The sequence below is a fragment of the Streptomyces sp. NBC_00223 genome, from assembly GCF_036199905.1.
Classification (GTDB): Bacteria; Actinomycetota; Actinomycetes; order Streptomycetales; family Streptomycetaceae; genus Actinacidiphila.
Window position 1 is genome coordinate 7,405,841 of sequence record NZ_CP108109.1, and the last position, 17,362, is coordinate 7,423,202.

At 73.1% G+C, this 17,362-nt stretch carries 11 protein-coding genes; 4 read left to right on the plus strand and 7 right to left on the minus strand.

Features of this window, described 5'->3' with window-relative positions:
- Positions 1–265: 265 nt before the first annotated feature.
- The 5 genes from OHA30_RS31585 to OHA30_RS31605 form a co-directional block, all read right to left on the minus strand.
- Positions 266–2,917 carry a discoidin domain-containing protein gene (locus tag OHA30_RS31585; RefSeq protein ID WP_328917280.1) on the minus strand — a complete coding sequence of 884 codons (2,652 nt, stop codon included), beginning with the start codon at positions 2,915–2,917 and terminating at the stop codon, positions 266–268.
- Positions 2,918–3,444: 527 nt separating this feature from the next.
- Positions 3,445–5,448 (minus strand): phospholipase C, encoded by a 2,004-nt coding sequence (locus OHA30_RS31590; protein ID WP_328917281.1) that lies wholly within the window; start codon positions 5,446–5,448, stop codon positions 3,445–3,447.
- 183 nt (positions 5,449–5,631) lie between these two features.
- Positions 5,632–7,014 (minus strand): iron uptake transporter deferrochelatase/peroxidase subunit, encoded by a 1,383-nt coding sequence (gene efeB / locus OHA30_RS31595; protein ID WP_328917282.1) that lies wholly within the window; start codon positions 7,012–7,014, stop codon positions 5,632–5,634.
- Positions 7,011–8,408 carry an EfeM/EfeO family lipoprotein gene (locus OHA30_RS31600; protein WP_328917283.1) on the minus strand — a complete coding sequence of 466 codons (1,398 nt, stop codon included), beginning with the start codon at positions 8,406–8,408 and terminating at the stop codon, positions 7,011–7,013. The genes efeB and OHA30_RS31600 overlap by 4 nt, the downstream gene beginning before the upstream one ends.
- 208 nt (positions 8,409–8,616) lie before the next feature.
- Positions 8,617–9,048 (minus strand): SH3 domain-containing protein, encoded by a 432-nt coding sequence (locus tag OHA30_RS31605; protein WP_328917284.1) that lies wholly within the window; start codon positions 9,046–9,048, stop codon positions 8,617–8,619.
- Positions 9,049–10,089: 1,041 nt separating this feature from the next.
- On the opposite strand from OHA30_RS31605, the gene OHA30_RS31610 reads away from it, so the two are divergent.
- Positions 10,090–10,329 carry a DUF397 domain-containing protein gene (locus OHA30_RS31610; RefSeq protein WP_328917285.1) on the plus strand — a complete coding sequence of 80 codons (240 nt, stop codon included), beginning with the start codon at positions 10,090–10,092 and terminating at the stop codon, positions 10,327–10,329.
- Positions 10,330–10,456: 127 nt separating this feature from the next.
- On the opposite strand, the gene OHA30_RS31615 is transcribed toward OHA30_RS31610, so the two are convergent.
- Complete coding sequence (locus OHA30_RS31615; RefSeq protein ID WP_328917286.1) at positions 10,457–11,164, minus strand: maleylpyruvate isomerase family mycothiol-dependent enzyme; 708 nt, start codon at positions 11,162–11,164, stop codon at positions 10,457–10,459.
- Positions 11,161–11,814: a pyridoxine/pyridoxamine 5'-phosphate oxidase gene (locus tag OHA30_RS31620; protein WP_328917287.1), complete on the minus strand. Its 654-nt coding sequence runs from the start codon at positions 11,812–11,814 to the stop codon at positions 11,161–11,163. Before OHA30_RS31620 ends, OHA30_RS31615 begins: the two co-directional genes overlap by 4 nt.
- Positions 11,815–11,862: 48 nt before the next feature.
- On the opposite strand from OHA30_RS31620, the gene OHA30_RS31625 reads away from it, so the two are divergent.
- The 3 genes from OHA30_RS31625 (at position 11,863) to OHA30_RS31635 (ending at position 17,288) form a co-directional block, all read left to right on the plus strand.
- Positions 11,863–12,594, plus strand: a complete 732-nt coding sequence (locus OHA30_RS31625) for an ABATE domain-containing protein (RefSeq protein WP_328917288.1) — start codon at positions 11,863–11,865, stop codon at positions 12,592–12,594.
- A gap of 650 nt (positions 12,595–13,244) precedes the next feature.
- On the plus strand, positions 13,245–15,926 hold the full coding sequence (locus tag OHA30_RS31630; RefSeq protein WP_328917289.1) for an ATP-binding protein: 2,682 nt from the start codon (positions 13,245–13,247) through the stop codon (positions 15,924–15,926).
- An 861-nt stretch (positions 15,927–16,787) separates the two neighbouring features.
- Positions 16,788–17,288: a hypothetical protein gene (locus OHA30_RS31635; protein WP_328917290.1), complete on the plus strand. Its 501-nt coding sequence runs from the start codon at positions 16,788–16,790 to the stop codon at positions 17,286–17,288.
- The last annotated feature ends 74 nt before the right edge of the window (positions 17,289–17,362 follow it).

Below are 17,362 nucleotides of genomic sequence, written 5' to 3' on the forward strand. Positions count from 1 at the left end.
CGCGCGCGGCCCGGCCCCCCGAGAATTGTGCTTGAGTTGCGCTGAGGTCAAGGCAAATTGCAGACATGGCGGCTTTGTTGTGCCTGAACCTGTCTTGTCGAGTGCCTGAAGAAGCTCGCAACTCCATTGATTAAGTACGATCCCGAACTTCTGATCCCCGAAAGCACCCTCGCGGAACGCAGGAGAACGCAGGAGAGGGCCGCCGCCCCGGACAACAGGGCGGCGGCCCTCACTTCACTGCGACCGCTTCAGAAGGACAGCGGCTTTACGGGTACGAGGTCACCGTCGACGGCACCGTGGAGGTGCCCGAAGTCCCCGGACCGATGTTGTTGATCACATGGGCGTATTGACCCATGCCGCCGAGCGACACGACGAGCAGGTCGTGGAACTTCACACCGGCGTTGGCCGGCGCCTCGAATCCGTGATCAGCGATGATCGACGGGTCCGCGGTGAAGTTGCAGTAACTGCCCAGTCCCCAGCCCTCGTGGGTGGTGACGTTGTCGTCCACCTTGTAGGCGGCGTATCCACGGGTGTTCCCGTTCTGGATGGCGGCCTGGTTCGGCGGGTCGTACGGCAGCTCGTTCTGGAAGAAGATGGTCTTGCCGTTCTGACCCGACCACTCCACGTTGTACTTCTGGAAGTGCTCGACGAACAGACCGGTGGTCAGCACGTTGTTGCCGTTGACCTTCAGACCGATCGCGGACGGGTTGGAGGTCCAGCCCGCACCCGCGCCGTGGTCCGCGCGCCACAGCCACGTGTGGTCGATGACCACGTCGTTGCTGTTGATCTCGAACGCGGTCTGGGCCTGACCCGGGCCCGCGCCGCCGATCCGGGCGAAGACGTCCTGAATGATGGTCGGGTTGCCGGAGTGGCTGGCGGCCGAACCCGGCGCGCCGACCTGGAGGAGCTGCGGGGTGTTGCCGGTACCGGCGTCGATCAGGAAGCCGGCCAGCCGCACACCGTCCACGTCGGAGACCTTGACCGCGTCCACCGCGTTGTCCGGGATGATCGTGGCGTAGCCGAGACCGAGGACGACGGTGTTGGCGCGGGTCACGTTGATCGCCTGGTCCACGTGGTAGACACCCGGCGTGAGCAGCAGGTTGAGGCCCTGGGCGAGCGCCGCGTTGATGGTCGCCGCGGAGACGCCCGGCTTGGCCACGTAGAACTGGTTCAGCGGGATGGAGGTACCCGGCGTGTTCGGCCAGTCCACACCGCTGGCGTTGTGCCGCACGCTCGGGACGAAGACCTTGTAGTCGTTTCCGTCCAGGTACAGGTACGGCTTGTCGCTCGACGTGGGCGTGGTCGCCAGGGTGGTGTACGGCTGGCCCGGGAAGGCCTGGGCCGGAGCACCCTGCACACCGGAGAACACCATGTTCCAGACACCGTTGGTCCAGCCACCGATGGAGCTGTCACGGGTGTACCACTGCTGCTGCGAGTACGGGCCGACGGTGCCGTCGATCTTGCTGTCGGCGATGTAGCCGCCGCTCGCCCAGCCGTAGCTCGCGGGCGCCAGGTTCAGGCCGCCCTTGACGTGGATCCGACGGAAGGGAGCCGCCTGCGCGACCGCCCACCGGTCGGTGCCGTTCACCGGCGAGATGGCCAGGTTCTCCACCGAACGCCAGAAGTTCTGCGTGGCGTTGCCGGCGAACCAGCCCGCGTCCACGGTGATGTCACCGTTGATCTGGACGTCGTCCGGGTTCTTGCCGAGGCCGGAGACCGAGGTGTAGAAGCCCACCTGGTCGTTGAGGCCGTTGTACGTACCGGGCTTGAAGAACACCTGGTAGCGGGCGTTGCCGAACTGGTTGCTCTCCTGCTGGGCGAAGATCTGGTCCAGCTGGCCCTGGATGTTCGCGCTGGACGGGTCGAAGACCTTGACGTTGGGGCCGAGGTCACCGCCGCCCTGGATCGGGCCCGTGGGGGGCGTGGTCGGAGGGGTGGTGGGGGGCGTGGTGGGCGGCGTGGTCGGACCGGTGCCGCCACCGATCGAGCCGGACACCTGGAACTCCCACAGCGAGTAGCCGTACTGCGTGGCCCGGACGGTGCCGTACACCCGGACGTAGCGGCCGGAGCCGGTCACGTTCAGGGTCTGGTTGCCGCCGGCTCCCGTGGTCGTGGAGTAGATGTCGGTCCAGTTCTGGGCGTCTGCCGAGGTCTGGATCTTGAAGGACTTGGCGTAAGCCGCCTCCCAGTTCAGGGCGACGGAGGTGATGCTCGCGGTGGCGCCGAGGTCGACCTGGATCCACTGCGGGTCGGAGGCGGCGCTGGACCAACGGGTACCGGGGTCCCCGTCGACCGCGGCCGAGGCCGGCGTGCCGGCGTTCTCGGTCGAGGAGGCCGTCGCCGGCTTGCCCTTCGAGAGCACGCCGGAGGCCGGGGGCTGGCTGCCGCCGGCGTCGCCGTAGACCTGGAACTCCCACAGCGAGTAGCCGTATCCGGTGGCACGAACCGTGCCGTACAGCCGGACATAACGCCCGGAACCGTTTACGGAAAGCGTCTGCGTGCCGCCGGTCGCCGTCGTGGTGGAGTAGATGTCGGTCCAGTTCTGGGCGTCTGCCGAGGTCTGGATCTTGAAGGACTTGGCGTAAGCCGCCTCCCAGTTCAGGGTGACGGAGCTGATGTTGGCGGTGGCGCCGAGGTCGACCTGGAGCCACTGCGGGTCGGCGGCGGCGCTGGACCAGCGGGTGCCGTTGTCGCCGTCGACGGCGGCCGAGGCCGGCGTGCCGGCGTTCTCGGTCGAGGAGGCCGTCGCCGTCTTGCCCTGCGAGAGCAGGGTGCCGGCCGCCTGCGCGGAGTGCGAGGGCACAAAGAGCAGAAGCGACGCGAACAGCGCCGTGACGACCACCGCGACTATCTTTCGCCGGTCGGTCAGCGCCACTGATCTCAGCGGAGCCGACGTACCGGTGGGGGGAGCGAGCATGAACTCTCCTGGTTCCACAGGTGGGGGGCAGGGTGGGGTAGCCGTCCGGTCCAAGGGTCACCGGACGGCGAGATGCCGTGAAACAGCGCTAAGTCCGGGTAAGCGCTCTCCCGTTGAGGGATGAGAGCGCTCTCCCGATGCACACCGTGATGTTTCTCCCTCTGTTTCATCCATGTCAAGAGTTGTGCACACAGCACATTCGCTAAAACGGAAGTGTGTTCGCAAATCTCGCAAATGGGTTGTAACTTGCGACAGATGTTGAACTGGTGGCGGTGACCAGCGGGTATCGCTGAGGGTGTTCGCGCGGCCCACCCCGGAGCGACGCCGTCGCACCTGGGCGGTGCAAGGGCCGTGATGCGGATGGGGCCTGATATGCGTTCAGATCATGAACGCTCGTCGTTCGTGTCGGGGCCCGGGCGTTCAAGGAACGTTCCGTGCGTCACGCATTGGATACAAAAGAAGACCGCCCCGGCGGGTGCCGGGGCGGCCCTTGACGGTCCGTCAAGTGGTCTGGACGACCGGGTCGGTCAGGCCGAGATGTTCGACCGGCCGCGGTGGCGGCGCGCGTAGTAGAGGGCGCCGCCGCCGGCCACCAGAGCGGCGCCGGTGATGCCCAGCGGGAGCACCGGGGAGGAGCCGCCGGTCGCCGCCAGGGCCCCGTCGGGCGACTTGCCACCCGTACCGGAGGAGGCCGTACCGGACGAGGACGAGCCCGAGGCCGTACCGCCCGTGGTGCCCGCGGAGGCCGTGCCGCCGGACGTCGTACCGCCGGTGGCCGTACCGCCCGACGTGGTGCCGCCCGAGGTGCTCGGCGTGCTCGGGGCCGGCTGTCCGCGGTCGATCGTGGTGACCGACTCGACCGAGCCGTCCGCCTTCAGCAACACCTGCTTGTCGTTCGGGTGTTGGAAGTCGAAGGCCGAGGTGAGCGAGTTGGCGCGGGCGTCGAAGGACGCGTCACCGATTCGGCCGGTGTTCCAGTTGTCCTCGATGAAGCGGGTGATCGAGGTCTGCTCGGTACGGGTGTGGTCGACCGCGTTGGCCTTGCTGTAGGGCGAGATGACCAGCAGCGGCTGCCGGGTGCCGGGGCCGCAGCGGTCCGCGTAGCCGCCGGCCGCCTTCGGGCCCGCCTGGCAGGCCGGGCCGTCGGTGGCCTTGCCGTTGGAGCCGACCGTGGCGTCCGCGGAGCCGTTGAGCGGCGCGGCGTAGGCGTGGTCGTACCAGCCGTCGGAGTCGTCGTACGCGACGACGACCGCGGTGTCCTTCCACTGCGGCGACTTCTGGATCTTGTTGATCTCCGTGATCAGGAAGTCCTGCTCGTCGGTCGGGTCGGAGTAGGCGGCGTGCCCGTCCTGGTACTCCGGGGCCTTGAGGAAGCTGACCGCGGGCAGGCTGTCCGCGTTCAGGGCCGCGTCGAAGTCGGTCAGGTCGTAGTTGTGGTTCGCCTGGCCGTCGTGGCCGATCTCCGCGGTGTTCTTCGGCGGCAGATGGTGCGGGTTGGACGTGGACCTGTAGTACTCGAACGGCGAGTGGTGCGGGCTGTAGTCGACGGCCGCAGCCCCGCCGATGTTGGCGTGCGTGCTGCCCGCGCAGGACGCGTAGTGGCCCTGCTGCCCGTCCCACGGGGTGCTCGGCGTGAAGCCGCCCTGGAACCAGCCCCAGCTCACATCACGGGAGTTGAGCAGGTCGCCGATGTTGCGGCCCTGCATCACCGCCAGCGCGTTGGTGCTGGTGTGACTGTTGTCCGAGCAGTCGTCGTACGCCGGGTCGGGGTCGTTTATCACCGTGCCGACACCCTTGGCGTCCGGCGACAGCACCGCGTACGGGTCGGGGGTAGCCGTCTGCGCCGGGTGCTCGGTGCCCGAGGCCGGGTCGACCGAGATCACCCCGTGCGTCTGCCCCGAGATCAGGTTGAGCGCGCCCGGCGTGGAGGGGCCGTAGGTGGTGCTGTACGAGTTGTCGTTGAGCGTGAAGTGCTGGGCGTAGTTCCACAGCCCGGTCACCGTGTTGCCGTCGTAGTAGTCCATCACCAGGCCCGGCTCGCCGAAGAGGCCGCCCGAGCACTTGCTGGTCTCGGTGTTCTGGACGTACAGATCGGCCTTGCCGCCGTTGGCCGCGTACTGCTCGGGGCCGTAGTTGTGGTTCTGGTCGCAGGTGACGGCCTGGTCCGAGGCGAGGCGCTTGGGCGCGTACTGGTTGGGGTTGGTCGTCAGCAGCCCGGCCGTGCGGAGGTTGTCGACGTCCTTCGGCGTGCCGGCGGCCGCGGTGAACGGCGTGCCGTCCGTGTTCGCCGCCACCGGGTAGCTGCCGAAGTAGTGGTCGAAGGACACGTTCTCGTCGAAGAGGACGACCAGGTGCTTGATCGGGGTCGCGGTGTCGCCGCCGTCCCCGGCGCGGCCGGGGGAGTCGGCGTGGGCGGACGCGGCGCCGCTCAGCAGGGCGAGCGCCGCCGCTCCGGCGAACGCCCCCCAGCGGGTGGCCCGCCCGCGCGCGCCCGCCCTTCCTCCCCGGCCGGAACCGCTTGTGGTGCTCATGCTTGCTCTGCCTCCGCTGAGTGACGAGGTGCCCGTGCCGCTGTCGATGCGGGCACGGTGTCGAACGCGATCGTCCTGGCGGGCCACGACAGGCCAACGGCCCGGTGGTGGCGCCGGGATGAACAGCGAGTCAGGAAAACCAGGCCGAGAATTGACCGGTTCTTTGCGCTTCCGGCGGTGGTTTCAGGCCAGCAGACCGCTGCCCAGCCAGTCCGCGCGGTCCCTGACCCCCGGAAGCGCGAAGAAGTAGCCGCCGCCGAACGGGGAGACGTAGTCGACCAGCGGCTCTCCCGCCAGCCGCTTCTGCACGGCCGCGAACTGCCGCTCGATGTCCTGCTGGTAGCAGACGAAGATCAGCCCCATGTCGAGGTTGCCGTCGCTGTCCATGCCGCGGTCGTAGTTGTGGCCGCGGCGCAGGAGGCGGGAGTCGTCGGTGGCCGCCGTCCGCGGGTTGGCCATCCGTATGTGGCTGTCCAGCGGGATGACGTCGCCCATCGGGTCCTGCGCGAATCTCGGCGTGTCGAACTCGTGCGTGCCGTCCAGCGGCGCCCCCGTGTCCCGGCTGCGGCCGAACATCCGCTCCTGCTCGGTGATCGACACCCGGTCCCAGAACTCCACCAGCATCCGGATCAGCCGCACCACCTGGTACGAGCCGCCGGCCGTCCACGACGGCTCACCGCCGCCGTTCACCCACAGCAGCCGGTCCGCGGTCGCCGGGTCGTCGACGTCCGGGTTGGCCGTACCGTCCTTGAAGCCCAGGTGGTTGCGGGGGGTGCCGCTCGGCCGCGGCGGGCTGGTGAAGCCGTCCATCCGCCAGCGCACCTGCATCCCGCCGCGGGTGTGCCGGGCGATGTCGCGCAGCGCGTGCAGCACGGTGTCGGCGTGCGGGGCGCTCAGCTGGAGGCTGAGATCACCGTGGCACCAGGCCGGATCGAGGTCGTCGTCCGCGAAGGCGGGCATCGTGGCCAGCCGCAGCGGCTTGCGGTCCCGCAGCCCGAAGCGGTCGTCGAAGAGGGCGGCGCCGACCCCGGCCGTGACGGTCAGCCCGTCGCCGGGCACGCGCGGGCCGAGGGTGCCGCTGTCCGACGGGGAGTCGGTGATGCCCAGCGGCGCCGGGGTGCCGCCGCCGGTCAGGAAGCGGGCCCGCTCGGTCACCGTGCGCAGCAGCTCGGTGAGTTCCCGGCGGTCGGTGGCGGTGACGTCGAAGGCGAGGAAGGCGGTGGACCGCTGGACGGGGTGGGTGATGCCGGGCTGGTGGGGGCCGTGGAAGTCGGGGCGGGTGGGGGTTTCCGGGGCGGGCGCGGCGTTGGCGGGGGCCGCGTCGGCGGGGGTGGCGGTGGCCGGGGTGGCGGTTGCGCTCGTCACGGTGAGGGCGGCGGCGCCACCGGCCACCGCGCCGACGGCGCCGGCTGCGCTGACGGCGCCGACCGTTCCGACTGTTCCGACGCCGAGTGCCGCGCCGCGGAGGAAGCCGCGTCGGCGCAGGTCGCCGCCCGTACCCGTGCCCACGCCCGTGCCCGTCGATCGCGTGTCGTCCGCGCCTGTCGGCCGGTGGGTGCCGGTCATGCCGTCCTCCGTACGTCGAAGATCGCCGCCACCGGGGAGAGCTGTTCGAGAAGATCGCCGAAGTCGGCGTTGATCGCCTCGCGCTGACGGAGTGTCAACTTCTCCAGCGGGGTCCAGTCGGCGCCGTGGTGGGCGGCCTCCAGCGCGGCCCGGGCACGGTCCATCGCGGCGTTCAGCCCGGGCAGCGCGGGGTCGCGCGGGGCGAGCAGCGCGTGCAGCCGGTCCAGCAGCTGCTGGGCGCCGTCGAGGTTGGCGCGGGCGGTGGCCAGATTCGTACCGCTGCCGTAGTCCGTGCGGCCGGTCAGCTCGAACTGCTCGGCGTTCTCGACGATCTCGTGCGCCCGCAGGCCCAGCGCGGCCGGGTCCATCCGCTGGTCGGCCCAGTCGGTACGCAGCGCGGCCACGGCCCGGTCGAGCCGGGCGGCCGGGGCGCGCAGCGAGGCAGCCGGGGCGCCGTGCCACAGCCCGTACTCGATCCGGTGGAAGCCGGTGAAGTCGGGGTCCGCGAGGGCGCCCGGGGTACGGGCCGCGGTGCCGTTGATCTCGCCGTCCGCGTCGCCGAAGGTGTCGTAGGCCGCGCCCATCCGTTCGTAGACCAGGTGCGCGGTGAGCCAGTCGCGGCGGGCGGCGGGGAGGTCGCCGCGGTCGATGTCCGCCTTCAACACGGCTGTGCCGTGGGCGAGTTCGGCCATCCGTGCGGCGATCCACCGCTGGTAGGCCAGGGTCGGCGGGATCAGGTCGTGCTGGGTGACCGGGAGCGTCGCCGGGCCCTGCGGCCGGCTGCCGGGGACGACCACGGTCGGGCCGGTCACGGCGTCGGTGTCCTCCTGGAGGCACTTGAAGGCGTACGAGCCGCTGCCCAGGTTGACGGTCATCGGCCGGGTGACGCCGGGCGCCAGGCCCTCCACCTCGCCGTAGATCATTCCGGTACGGGGGTCGGTCAGATAGACCTCGGTGGCGGTGGCGGCGGAGTTGCGCAGGTCGAAGACCTGTAGGCCGGCCTTCGGGCCGGTCCAGCCGCGGCCGCAGGTGCTGGGGGAGGTGTCGACGGCGGTGTGCGGGAGGCCGTCGGCGGCGGGCCGGGCCGGGTGCTCGGCGTCCGTGCCGTGCTTGGCGTCCGAGCGCGCGGCTCCGGCCGGGGTGTGGTCGTCGCCCGCGGTGAGTACGGCGCCGGTGAGCGCGGCGGCGACGGCGATTCCGGCGGCGGCCACCTGCCAGGTGCGGCGGCGGGGGCGGGGCGTGGGGGCTTTGTTTACGGAGCCGGGCGCCGCGGTGGCGGGTGCGGGCGGCAGGGGTTCGGCCTCGGGGTCAGGTGCGGCGTCGTCCGGCGCCGCGGCCGGGGGTTCGGGCGGGGGTTCGGGCGGGGGTACGGATTCGGCTCCCGGTTCGGGCACGGGACCGGGTGCGGATACGGGTTCTGCGGACACCGGGCCTCCGGGTCTCGGTACGGTGGAACGTCGGCGCCGCTCATGCTAAGCACCCCACCGCACCCCCACCCACCTGCGAAAAGGCCGGGGATTCACTGTTCGCCCGCAGTTCACCCGCCCGACATCGCGGGGACGCCCCCGACCGGATTCCCGGCCGGGGGCGAACCGTGTGGTGTCAGTTGCACCACGGCACGAACGAGAGGTTCTGCACGTAACGGGCCGCCACGTAGCCCGGGCGGCCGTCGCCGAGCTTGTACCAGAGGTTGTTGCCGTCGACGTTCTCGCTGGTGACCTTGCAGTGCAGGTAGACCACTGCGCCGGGCGGGAGGGAGCCGAGGATGGTGGAGTTCGTCCGGGGGAACTCACGGATGTACAGCGAGACCTTCGAGACCACCTTGCCCTGCGGCTCGGTGGCGGCCAGGTCCGGCTGGATCGCCGGTCCGGGGTCGGTGGCCGTGTCGGGGTTGGTCGCCGCGGCCGGGGCCGGGACGGGTGCCGGGCCCGACACCGCCGCCGTCGCGGGGGTCGCGACGAGCAGACCCGAGCCGGCGATCATCAGACCGGCGAGGGTGGCGGTGATGCGGTGCCTGGCGAGCGCTGAGTTCATTGCGGCCTTCTTTCCGGAAAGTGGTGCCTGTCCCCTCTTTCATGGCACGTTCCGGGCTCGAACCGGCTGACAGAAACGGCTTGTTCACCCGGACGGATCGCGAATCACCCTGCCGGGTGCGGTCTGTCATGGTGTGGACGGGTGCTGGGGGATTTGGCGCGGGCGCGGCCGGGGCGGTGGCGGGGGTGCTGAGGCTGTCCTGATTGGGCGTCAGGTGCGGCGACGGCCGGGGTGGGGCGGGGGCGGCGTTTGACTGACCGTCACCGCTGGCGTGCGGCGGGCCGCGTGGGGAGGTCCGGGCGAGGCGGGGGCGCGCGGCCGAGGGATCGCCGGGTCGACCCGGGCGGTCGCGTTTTGGGCCGTGAGGGGGTCTCACGCCGCCCGGACGCCCTCGCGAACGCGAGACCCTCTCACGCAAGGGGCAGGTCATGCGAGTGCGAGAGGGTCTCACCGGCCGGGAAGGTCATGCGAGTGCGAGAGGGTCTCACCGGTCGGATCGGACCCCGCGTTGGTGAGGAGGTCTCGCTCATCGGGCCGGGTCTCGCGGTAGTTAGAAGGTCTCACTGACTGGGCGGGCCTCGCGTTGGTGAGGGGGTCTCACTGGTCGGGGTGGGTCTCGCGGCAGTGAGGGGGTCTCACTCGTAGAGTGGGGCTCGCAAACGTGAGAGGGTCTAACGTTCGTGACGGGCCCGCGCCGCCCCTCTGCCCCCAGGTTGGCGCCACCCCGCCCACGTCGAACTCGCCCGGCGGGCCGAGGCTCCCGCCTGAGCGTCCCCCCGGCCCCGAACGTCGGCGCGCCCGCGCCGCCGCCCGGGGAGGACGCCGGCGTACGTACCCGGTGTCGGCGCGCACCCGCTCGCCGCGTCGGCCGGCGCCTCGCGCGGGCGGGCATCGGGCCGATGCCGTAAGGGAGTTGGCCGCGCGCGCGGACCACGCTTTACCCGAACGGGCGACGTCATGGGCGGGATTTGCGCAAATTGCGCCGCGTTTCCTCGCGGCCGATAAGCTGGCGGACGAAGACGACGTGGGAGGAGAGCGGACGTGGCCGAAAGCACCACCGGACAGCCGTTGGCCAACGGGAAGAAGCCGCAGGTCGATCTGACGGGTGCGGAGTGGCTGTCCAGCAGCCAGGGCACCGGCGACGTACAGATCGCCTTCGTCGAGGGCTATATCGCCATGCGGGACGGGCGGAGCCCGGACGGGCCCGCGCTGATCTTCACCCCCGCCGAGTGGCGTGCCTTCGTTCTCGGCGCGCGGGACGGCGAGTTCGACCTCACCTGAGGCCCCGATCTCTCCAGCACCCCAGTACGGACACGGCCGCCGCCGGCCCCGGAATTCCCGGGCCGGCGGCGGCCGTTCGTCGGGTGCGTCGTCCGGACGGTCGGCAATCGGCCGTCCGGGCCCGCCGTCAGGGCCAGTTGCCCAGCCTCGGAAGCGGTCCGCCGGTCAGCGCCGTGGTGGGGTGCCGCCCGGCCAACCAGGCCGCCAGATCGGTCAGTCGGCCCTCGACGGCGATCGGCGCGCCAGGGCCCGCGCCGCGCGTCCACGTCCACGGACCGTCCGTCGCGGTGAGCGTCAGGTGGACTCCGTCCGGCACGCGCGGCGCCAGATAGTCCACCACGTACGTACAGAACTCCTGCGACCAGTCGTCGGTGCCGGGGCCCAGCCGGGCGTCCGCCGTGTGGATCTCCAACTCCCGCCACCAGGCCAGGCCCGCGTCCAGCAGGGTGCTGTCGCGGTAGCGCACCGGGCGCGTCCAGTCGTCGGGCCCGACTGCCGACCAGGACGCCTCGACCTCGTCCAGGGCGTTGTCGAGCGCCACGGTCAGCACCTGGGCGGAACGCCCGCGGCCCGCCTCGATCGCCGCGTCACGTGCCGGACGGCCGCCGTCGTACACGTCGATCAGCCTGCCCCGCAGGGCGTAACGCGCCTGCCGGGCCAGGGCCAGGCCGACGCCCTCGATGTGGGTGAGGACATGGCCGCGGGTCCAGCCGGGCAGAGCGCTCGGCTCGCGGACCGCGTCCTCGGTGAGCCCGGTCAGCAGGCCGCGCAGCCGGGTCTGTCCGGTGGCCAGCCGCGCCTGGAGGTCGGCGGGGGCGAAGACGGGTCGGGTCACGGCCACAGCAGCCCCCGGTCCCAACCGCCGTCCGTACGGCGGTACTCGACGCGGGTGTGGCGGCGTTCGGCGTCGCCCTGCCAGAACTCGACGGTGTGGGCGCGCAGGGAGTACAGGGTCCAGCCGGGGGCGACCAGGCCGGGGTCGTCGGCGATACGGGCCTCGGCGGCGCGCACGGCCTCGTCGCGGGTGGCGGTGTTCGGCAGCGGGGTGCTCTGCCGGCCCAGCAGGGTTTCGGCGCGGGCGCCGGGGGAGCGGGCCAGGAAGTCCTCGGCGGACTCCTCCGCGGTGGCGGGCTCGGCGCTGCCCAGGACCCGTACCTGCCGGGCGAGTCGGGGCCAGTGGAAGGTGAGGGCGGCGGCCGGGCGGGCGGCGAGTTCACGGCCCTTGCGGCTGTGCGCGTCCGAGGCGAACTGCCAGCCCTGGGCGGAGACGTTCTTGAGGATGAGTACGCGGGCGGTCGGGTCACCGTCCGGGCCGGCGGTGGAGAGCGTCATGGCGTGCGGTTCGGTGACGCCGTCGCGTACGGCGGCGAGCAGCCAGTCGACGAAGAGTTCGTGCGGATCGGCCGGCAGACGCGAGGTGTCGAAGACCGGTAGATCGCCCGAGAACACCTTGAGTCCGCGCAGCAGTTCACGCAGGTCGGACACGTATACCCCCTCGGTGTTAATGGTGTTCACCGACGATACCATTAACGCATGCAAGCTGATCTTCTTCCGCGGGACGTTCCGCTCGACCTCGCGCTCGCCCTGGCTGTCACGATCCGGCACGACGGGCAGGGCGGGATCGCCGACGACCTCGCGGAGCCGGAGGGGTTGACGCGGTGGGTGCGGCAACGCGCTGACGCGCCGCGGTCCGGGGGAGCGGCGTCCGGTGCTCGCGGGCGCGGCGGGTCCGACGGCCCGGGCGAGCTTCACGAGGTCCACGACCTGCGCGAGGTCCATGACCTGCGCGAATTCCGCGACTTCCGGGCGGACGCGGCATCTCTGGCGGCGGTCGTCGAGGTCCGTACGGCGATACGGGCGCTCTTCGCGCGGGCCGTGCTGCCGGGGGAGCCGAGTTCGGCGGACGCCGGGCGGCTGCCCGACGCGGGCGCGGCGCTGGAACGGCTCAACGCGGCGGCGGCGCTGGTGCCGGTCGTCCCGCGCCTGGACTGGCCGCAGGACGGGCCGCCCGCCGCGCGGTACGCCGTGCCCGGCGGTCCCGGTCCCGCCGACCGGCTCGCCGCCGCGCTGGCCCGCGCCGCGATCGCCTTCCTCGCGGGGCCGGACCGGGCCCGGCTCAAGGCGTGCCCGGCGCCGCGCTGCGTCCGGTACTTCGTGAAGCAGCACGCACGTCAGGAGTGGTGCAAGCCGTCCTGCGGCAACCGGGCCCGGGTCGCCCGCCACCACGCCCGCCGCCGCCCCCAGCCCCCGACGGACCCCGCGTAACGCCCGCACGCCCACCACGCGTCCCCGCGCCCGGCACCGACCGGCGGACGCGCGCACGATCCCCGCGGCGACCGTGCCCCGCGAGCCCCGCGCCGGGCACCTGTGAGCCCTTCGCCGGGCACCTGCGGGCCGACCCGGGCACGTGGTGGGTGGGACGGGTGACCGTTCCGTACGGCGTTCGACGCGGCTCCCGTCGATCGGCGGCTTGCCCGGGGCGATTCCGCAGGTCAGCGGCGCTCTCCGGTCTGCGGCCGGAGCGTCCGCGGGTGGGCCTGCGCTGATGCCTTCGCCTCACGGGCGCGGCGGTCGGACAGGGCCGCTTGCCTGCCGGCCCACCCCGGCCCACCCCCGGCGCGCGACGGCTCACCCCGGCGCGGGACGGCGTGCGGGGGCGTACAGGGGGCGCATTGGGGGACGGGGGCGGGGCGTGGCGGGCGGAGAGCTGCCGCGGGCGAGGGCGCCGTGGCAATCTCGCCGGTGGGCCGACCCCGCCGGGTGCCTCTGCGGGAACACGGTGCCGTGCCGGTCACGCCCCCTGCCAGTGGCGTGCCGGCACGGCTGTTCCCCCTCGCCCGCCACGGCCGGCGGCGTACGCTGTGAGGCCACCGGACGTCGTGCGCCGGGCGCGCCTCCGGAACGCTGGGGGGCACATGCCGCAGGACCGTACGCTGCACGAACGCGAGGCCGAACTCGCCGCCGCCGACGCGGCGTTGGACGACCTCACGGGACCGGGCCGGCGCCCGCGCGGCGGCCTGCTCGCGTTCGCGGGGTCCGCCGGGCTCGGCAAGACCACCCTGCTCGCCGCGGTCCGCGCCCGCGCCGCCGCCCGGGGCTGCACCGTACTGTCCGCCCGCGGCGGCGACCAGGAGCAGCAGGTCGCCTTCCACGTCGCCCGGCAACTGCTGCAACCCCGCCTCGCGGGCGCGACCGAGGCGGAACTGCGGGCCACGCTGGGCAGTTGGTACGGCATCGTCGGCCCCGCCCTCGGTCTGTGCACCGCCGACGGCGCCGCCCCCGACCCGCAGGGCCTGCGCGACGGCCTCGACTGGGCGCTCACCCATGTCGCCCTGCGCGACGCCCCTGTTGTGCTCGTACTGGACGACGCCCACTGGGCCGACCCGCAGTCGCTCAACTGGCTCGCCGCGTTCGCGCCCCGCGCCGACGAACTCCCGCTGCTGGTGATCGTCGCCTACCGGCCGGACGAACTCCCGGCCTCCGCCGAGTCGTTCCGGGGTATGCCCGGCCGCTCCGGACACCGCCCGCTGGACCTCGAACCGCTCACCGAGGGCGCGATCGGCCGTCTCGTCCGCGACTCGGTCGGCGCGCACGCGGACGACGCCTTCTGCCGCGAGTGCTGGGCCGTCACCGCCGGAAACCCCTTCGTGGCCGTCGAGTTGACCGCCAAGGTCCGCGACCGCGGCCTCGCGCCGGACGCGACCAGTACGCATCTGCTGCGGGACCTGGCCGCCGCCGTCAAGGGCGGCGGCCTGATCACCCGGCTCGAACGCCTCGGCCCCTCCACCGTCCGGCTCGCCTGGGCCGCGGCCGTACTCGGCACCGAGATATCGCCCGCGCTTGCCGCGTCCGTCGCCGGGCTCGGCAGCCAGGAGGCCGCCGACTGCGCCGACCGGCTGCGCGAGGCCCGGGTGCTCACCGGCAGCCGTACGCTGGAGTTCGTCCACCCGCTGATCGCCACGGCCGTCTACCGGGCCATCCCCGACGCCGTACGGGTGGCCCTGCACGGCCAGGCCGCCTGGTGTGTCGTGGACGCCGGGCTCGGACCCGCCGCCGCGGCCCGCCACCTGCTGGAGACCCACCCGGAGGACGACCCCTGGGTGGTCCACCAACTGCGCGCCGCCGCCCGGGAGATGCTTCGCGCGGGCGCTCCCGAGACCGCCCGCCACTACCTCGCCCGTGCGCTGCGCGAACCCCCGCCGCCCGCAGAACGGGCCGCCGTTCTCTACGAGTTGGGTTGCTCCTCGCAACTGCTCGAACCCTCCGTCACCGTCAACCGGCTGCGGGCCGCCCTCGAAGAGCCCATCGCCGACCCCGCGTTGCGCGACGGCATCGTCTTCCGGCTCTCGCAGTCGCTGGCGCACAGCGACCGGCTCAGTGAGGCCGCCGAGGTCGTCACGCACGCCGCCCGTACGGCGACCGGGGCCCGCACACGGCTGCGGATGCAGGCGGAGCAGTTCATGTGGGACGCCTTCCGGGCCGACGAACCCGACTCGCCCGGCCGTTCCCGGCGGCTGACCCGGCTCGCCGACCGCCTCTCCGGACGTGACCTCACCGAGCGGTACATCATCGGACTGCGCGCCTGGGACGCCACGTTGCGCGGCGAGCCGACCGCCACGGTGCTGCGGCACGCGGGCCGCGCGCTGGCCGGCGGGCTGCCGTGGGCCGACGAGAACCGGGGCTTCGAGGTGCCGGTGCTGGTCGCGCTGACGTACCTCTACGCCGACCGGCCCGAGCGCGCGGAAGAGCTCTTCGCCACCGGCATCGCCGACTTCGAACGCCACGGCTGGCGCGGCGCCCATCTGTCCTTCGGCTACCTGCTGCTCGGCTACCTCCGCTACCGGCGCGGACGGCTCGCCGAGGCGGAGGACCTGGCCCGCGACGGGCTGCGGCTGGCCGAGCGGGTCGGGCGCGGCACGCCCGTGCAGTGGTACTCGGTCGCCGTCCTGATCCAGGTCCTGCTGGCCCGCGGCAGGACCGGGGAGGCCGAGGCGCTGGCCGCGCGGTACGCCTTCCGCGAGCCGTTCCCCGCGGCCGTCACCTTCCCCGACGCGCAGGCGGTCCACGGTGAACTGCTGCTGGCGAGCGGCCGGTACGAGGAGGCTGTCGCCGAACTGAGCGCCGTCGGGCGGCGGTTGGACGCGCGCGGGATGCGGAATCCTGGCTGGTGCCCGTGGCAGCTGCACCTGGCGCAGGCGCAGGCGCGCGCGGACACGGCCGTCGGCGGCCCCGGGCGGGCCGCGCGCACCGCGCTGGACGCCGTGGCGCGGGCGCGCAAGTTCGGCGCCGACTCCGCCGTCGGGCACGCGCTGTGGGTCGCCGCCGAGGTGACCGGCGGAGCGGAGGGCCTGCGGCTGCTCGCCGAGTCGGTCGCCCGGCTGGAGGTCTCGCCCGCCGCCCACCAGCTCGCCTGCGCCCAGGTCGCCCACGGCGCCGCGCTGCGCGCCTCCGGAGCCCGCGCCGAGGCCGCGGACCGGCTGCGCCAGGGCCTGGTGGGCGCCCTGAGCTGCGGTGCGGACGGCCTGGCCGCGCAGGCCCGCCGCGAACTGGCCCTGATCCCCTCCCCCCACCCGGCCACGGACCCCCGCCGCCCCTGAGCCCCGCCCTGCGGCCGAGCAGCTACGAGCCCGGCCGCGGCCGCCCGGACGGGCCGACGGAACCGACCCCGGCGGGCGGGAGGTGCCGCTCCGGTTCGGCGGTCGGGAGGCCCCGAGACGTCGGCCCGGGGCCGACGGTCACCGGCGGCGTGGCCCCCAGGGCCAGTGGGTGCAGTCGGCCGCGGCAGAGGACTTCGGGGCAGCGTCGGGCAGGTGTGGCTCCGGGCCGGGGGTGTGGCATGGGCGGCGGCCCCGGCGGACGCCAGAAGCGCGAGGCTCCAACTGTGGGCCAGCAGAGGTGACTCCGGGCAGCCGGTCGGGAGGGTACGGCCCCGAACCGTCGCGGGCCCTGGGCCGGATGGTGGCCGGGAAGGCGCGGCCTCGGGGCCGATGGTTCGGCGCCGTGGTCCCCGGGGCAGGTGGGCCTGTATGCCCGGGCCCCGGCGTAGGACTTCGGGCTGGGGTCGGATGGGGTTGCCTCCCAGGCGCCGGGTGGGCGTGGCCCCGGGACACCGGCCCTGGGGGGTGCGGCGGCTGGGGAGGTGCGACCTCGGGAGGCCGGCGGTTCGGCGGCATGGCTCCGGGGGCGGCGGCCCCGGCGGCCGCCAGGGGCGCGCGAGGCTCCAGCCGGTCCGCGGAGCGGACCCCGGGCGGTCGGGAGGCTCCGAGACGTCGGCCCCGGGGTCGGGGTACGGCGGTGTGGTCCCCGGGCGGTTCGGGGTGCCGGAGGCTCCCGGGAGGTTCGGCTTTCGGGGTCGACGGTTCGGCACCCCGGTCCCGGGCGGGCCCCGGGGCGGGATCTGGGGTGGGAAGGCGGGGCTGTGGGTGCCCCTCGCGCGGGCGGACCCGTACCATGGCCGCATGTCGTTCCTCCGTCGCCGTAGCGCAGCCACGCCCACCGGGCCGGACTTCGATGTCCTGGCCATGGACCCGGGGGACTGGCCCGGCGACCTGGGGGCCGGGCTGCTGCCCGGGCCCGACGGCAGTTGTCAGGGCATCTACCTGCGCTACGACCTGTTCGGCGGCCGCGGCCCCGCGATGCTGATCGGCAACCTGCCCGACGGCTCGCCCGCCCGCGAGCGCGAGGAGGGCCAGGTGCCGTTCGAGGTGGCCCAACTGCTCGCCGCGCTCGGCAACGACGAGCCCGCCGAGGTCACCGGCGTCGAGGACTTCCCCGTCATGTACGGCGACGGGCCGCTGATCGTACGGAAGATCAAGATCTCCGAGTCGCGGGTCGCCTGCGCGCAGTTCGACCGCAGCGACGGCGTGCAGGTCACCATCGCCACCTGGGACCGGCCGATCACCGACGACCTCTACCAGCTGCTCAAGCCGCTGCCCGCCGAGATGTTCCAGGCCGGCTGACCCGCCAAAGGCCGCCCGCCCTCCGCGCCCGCCCTTCACCGCGTCCCCCGTAAGGACCGCTGTCCCGGGCAGCG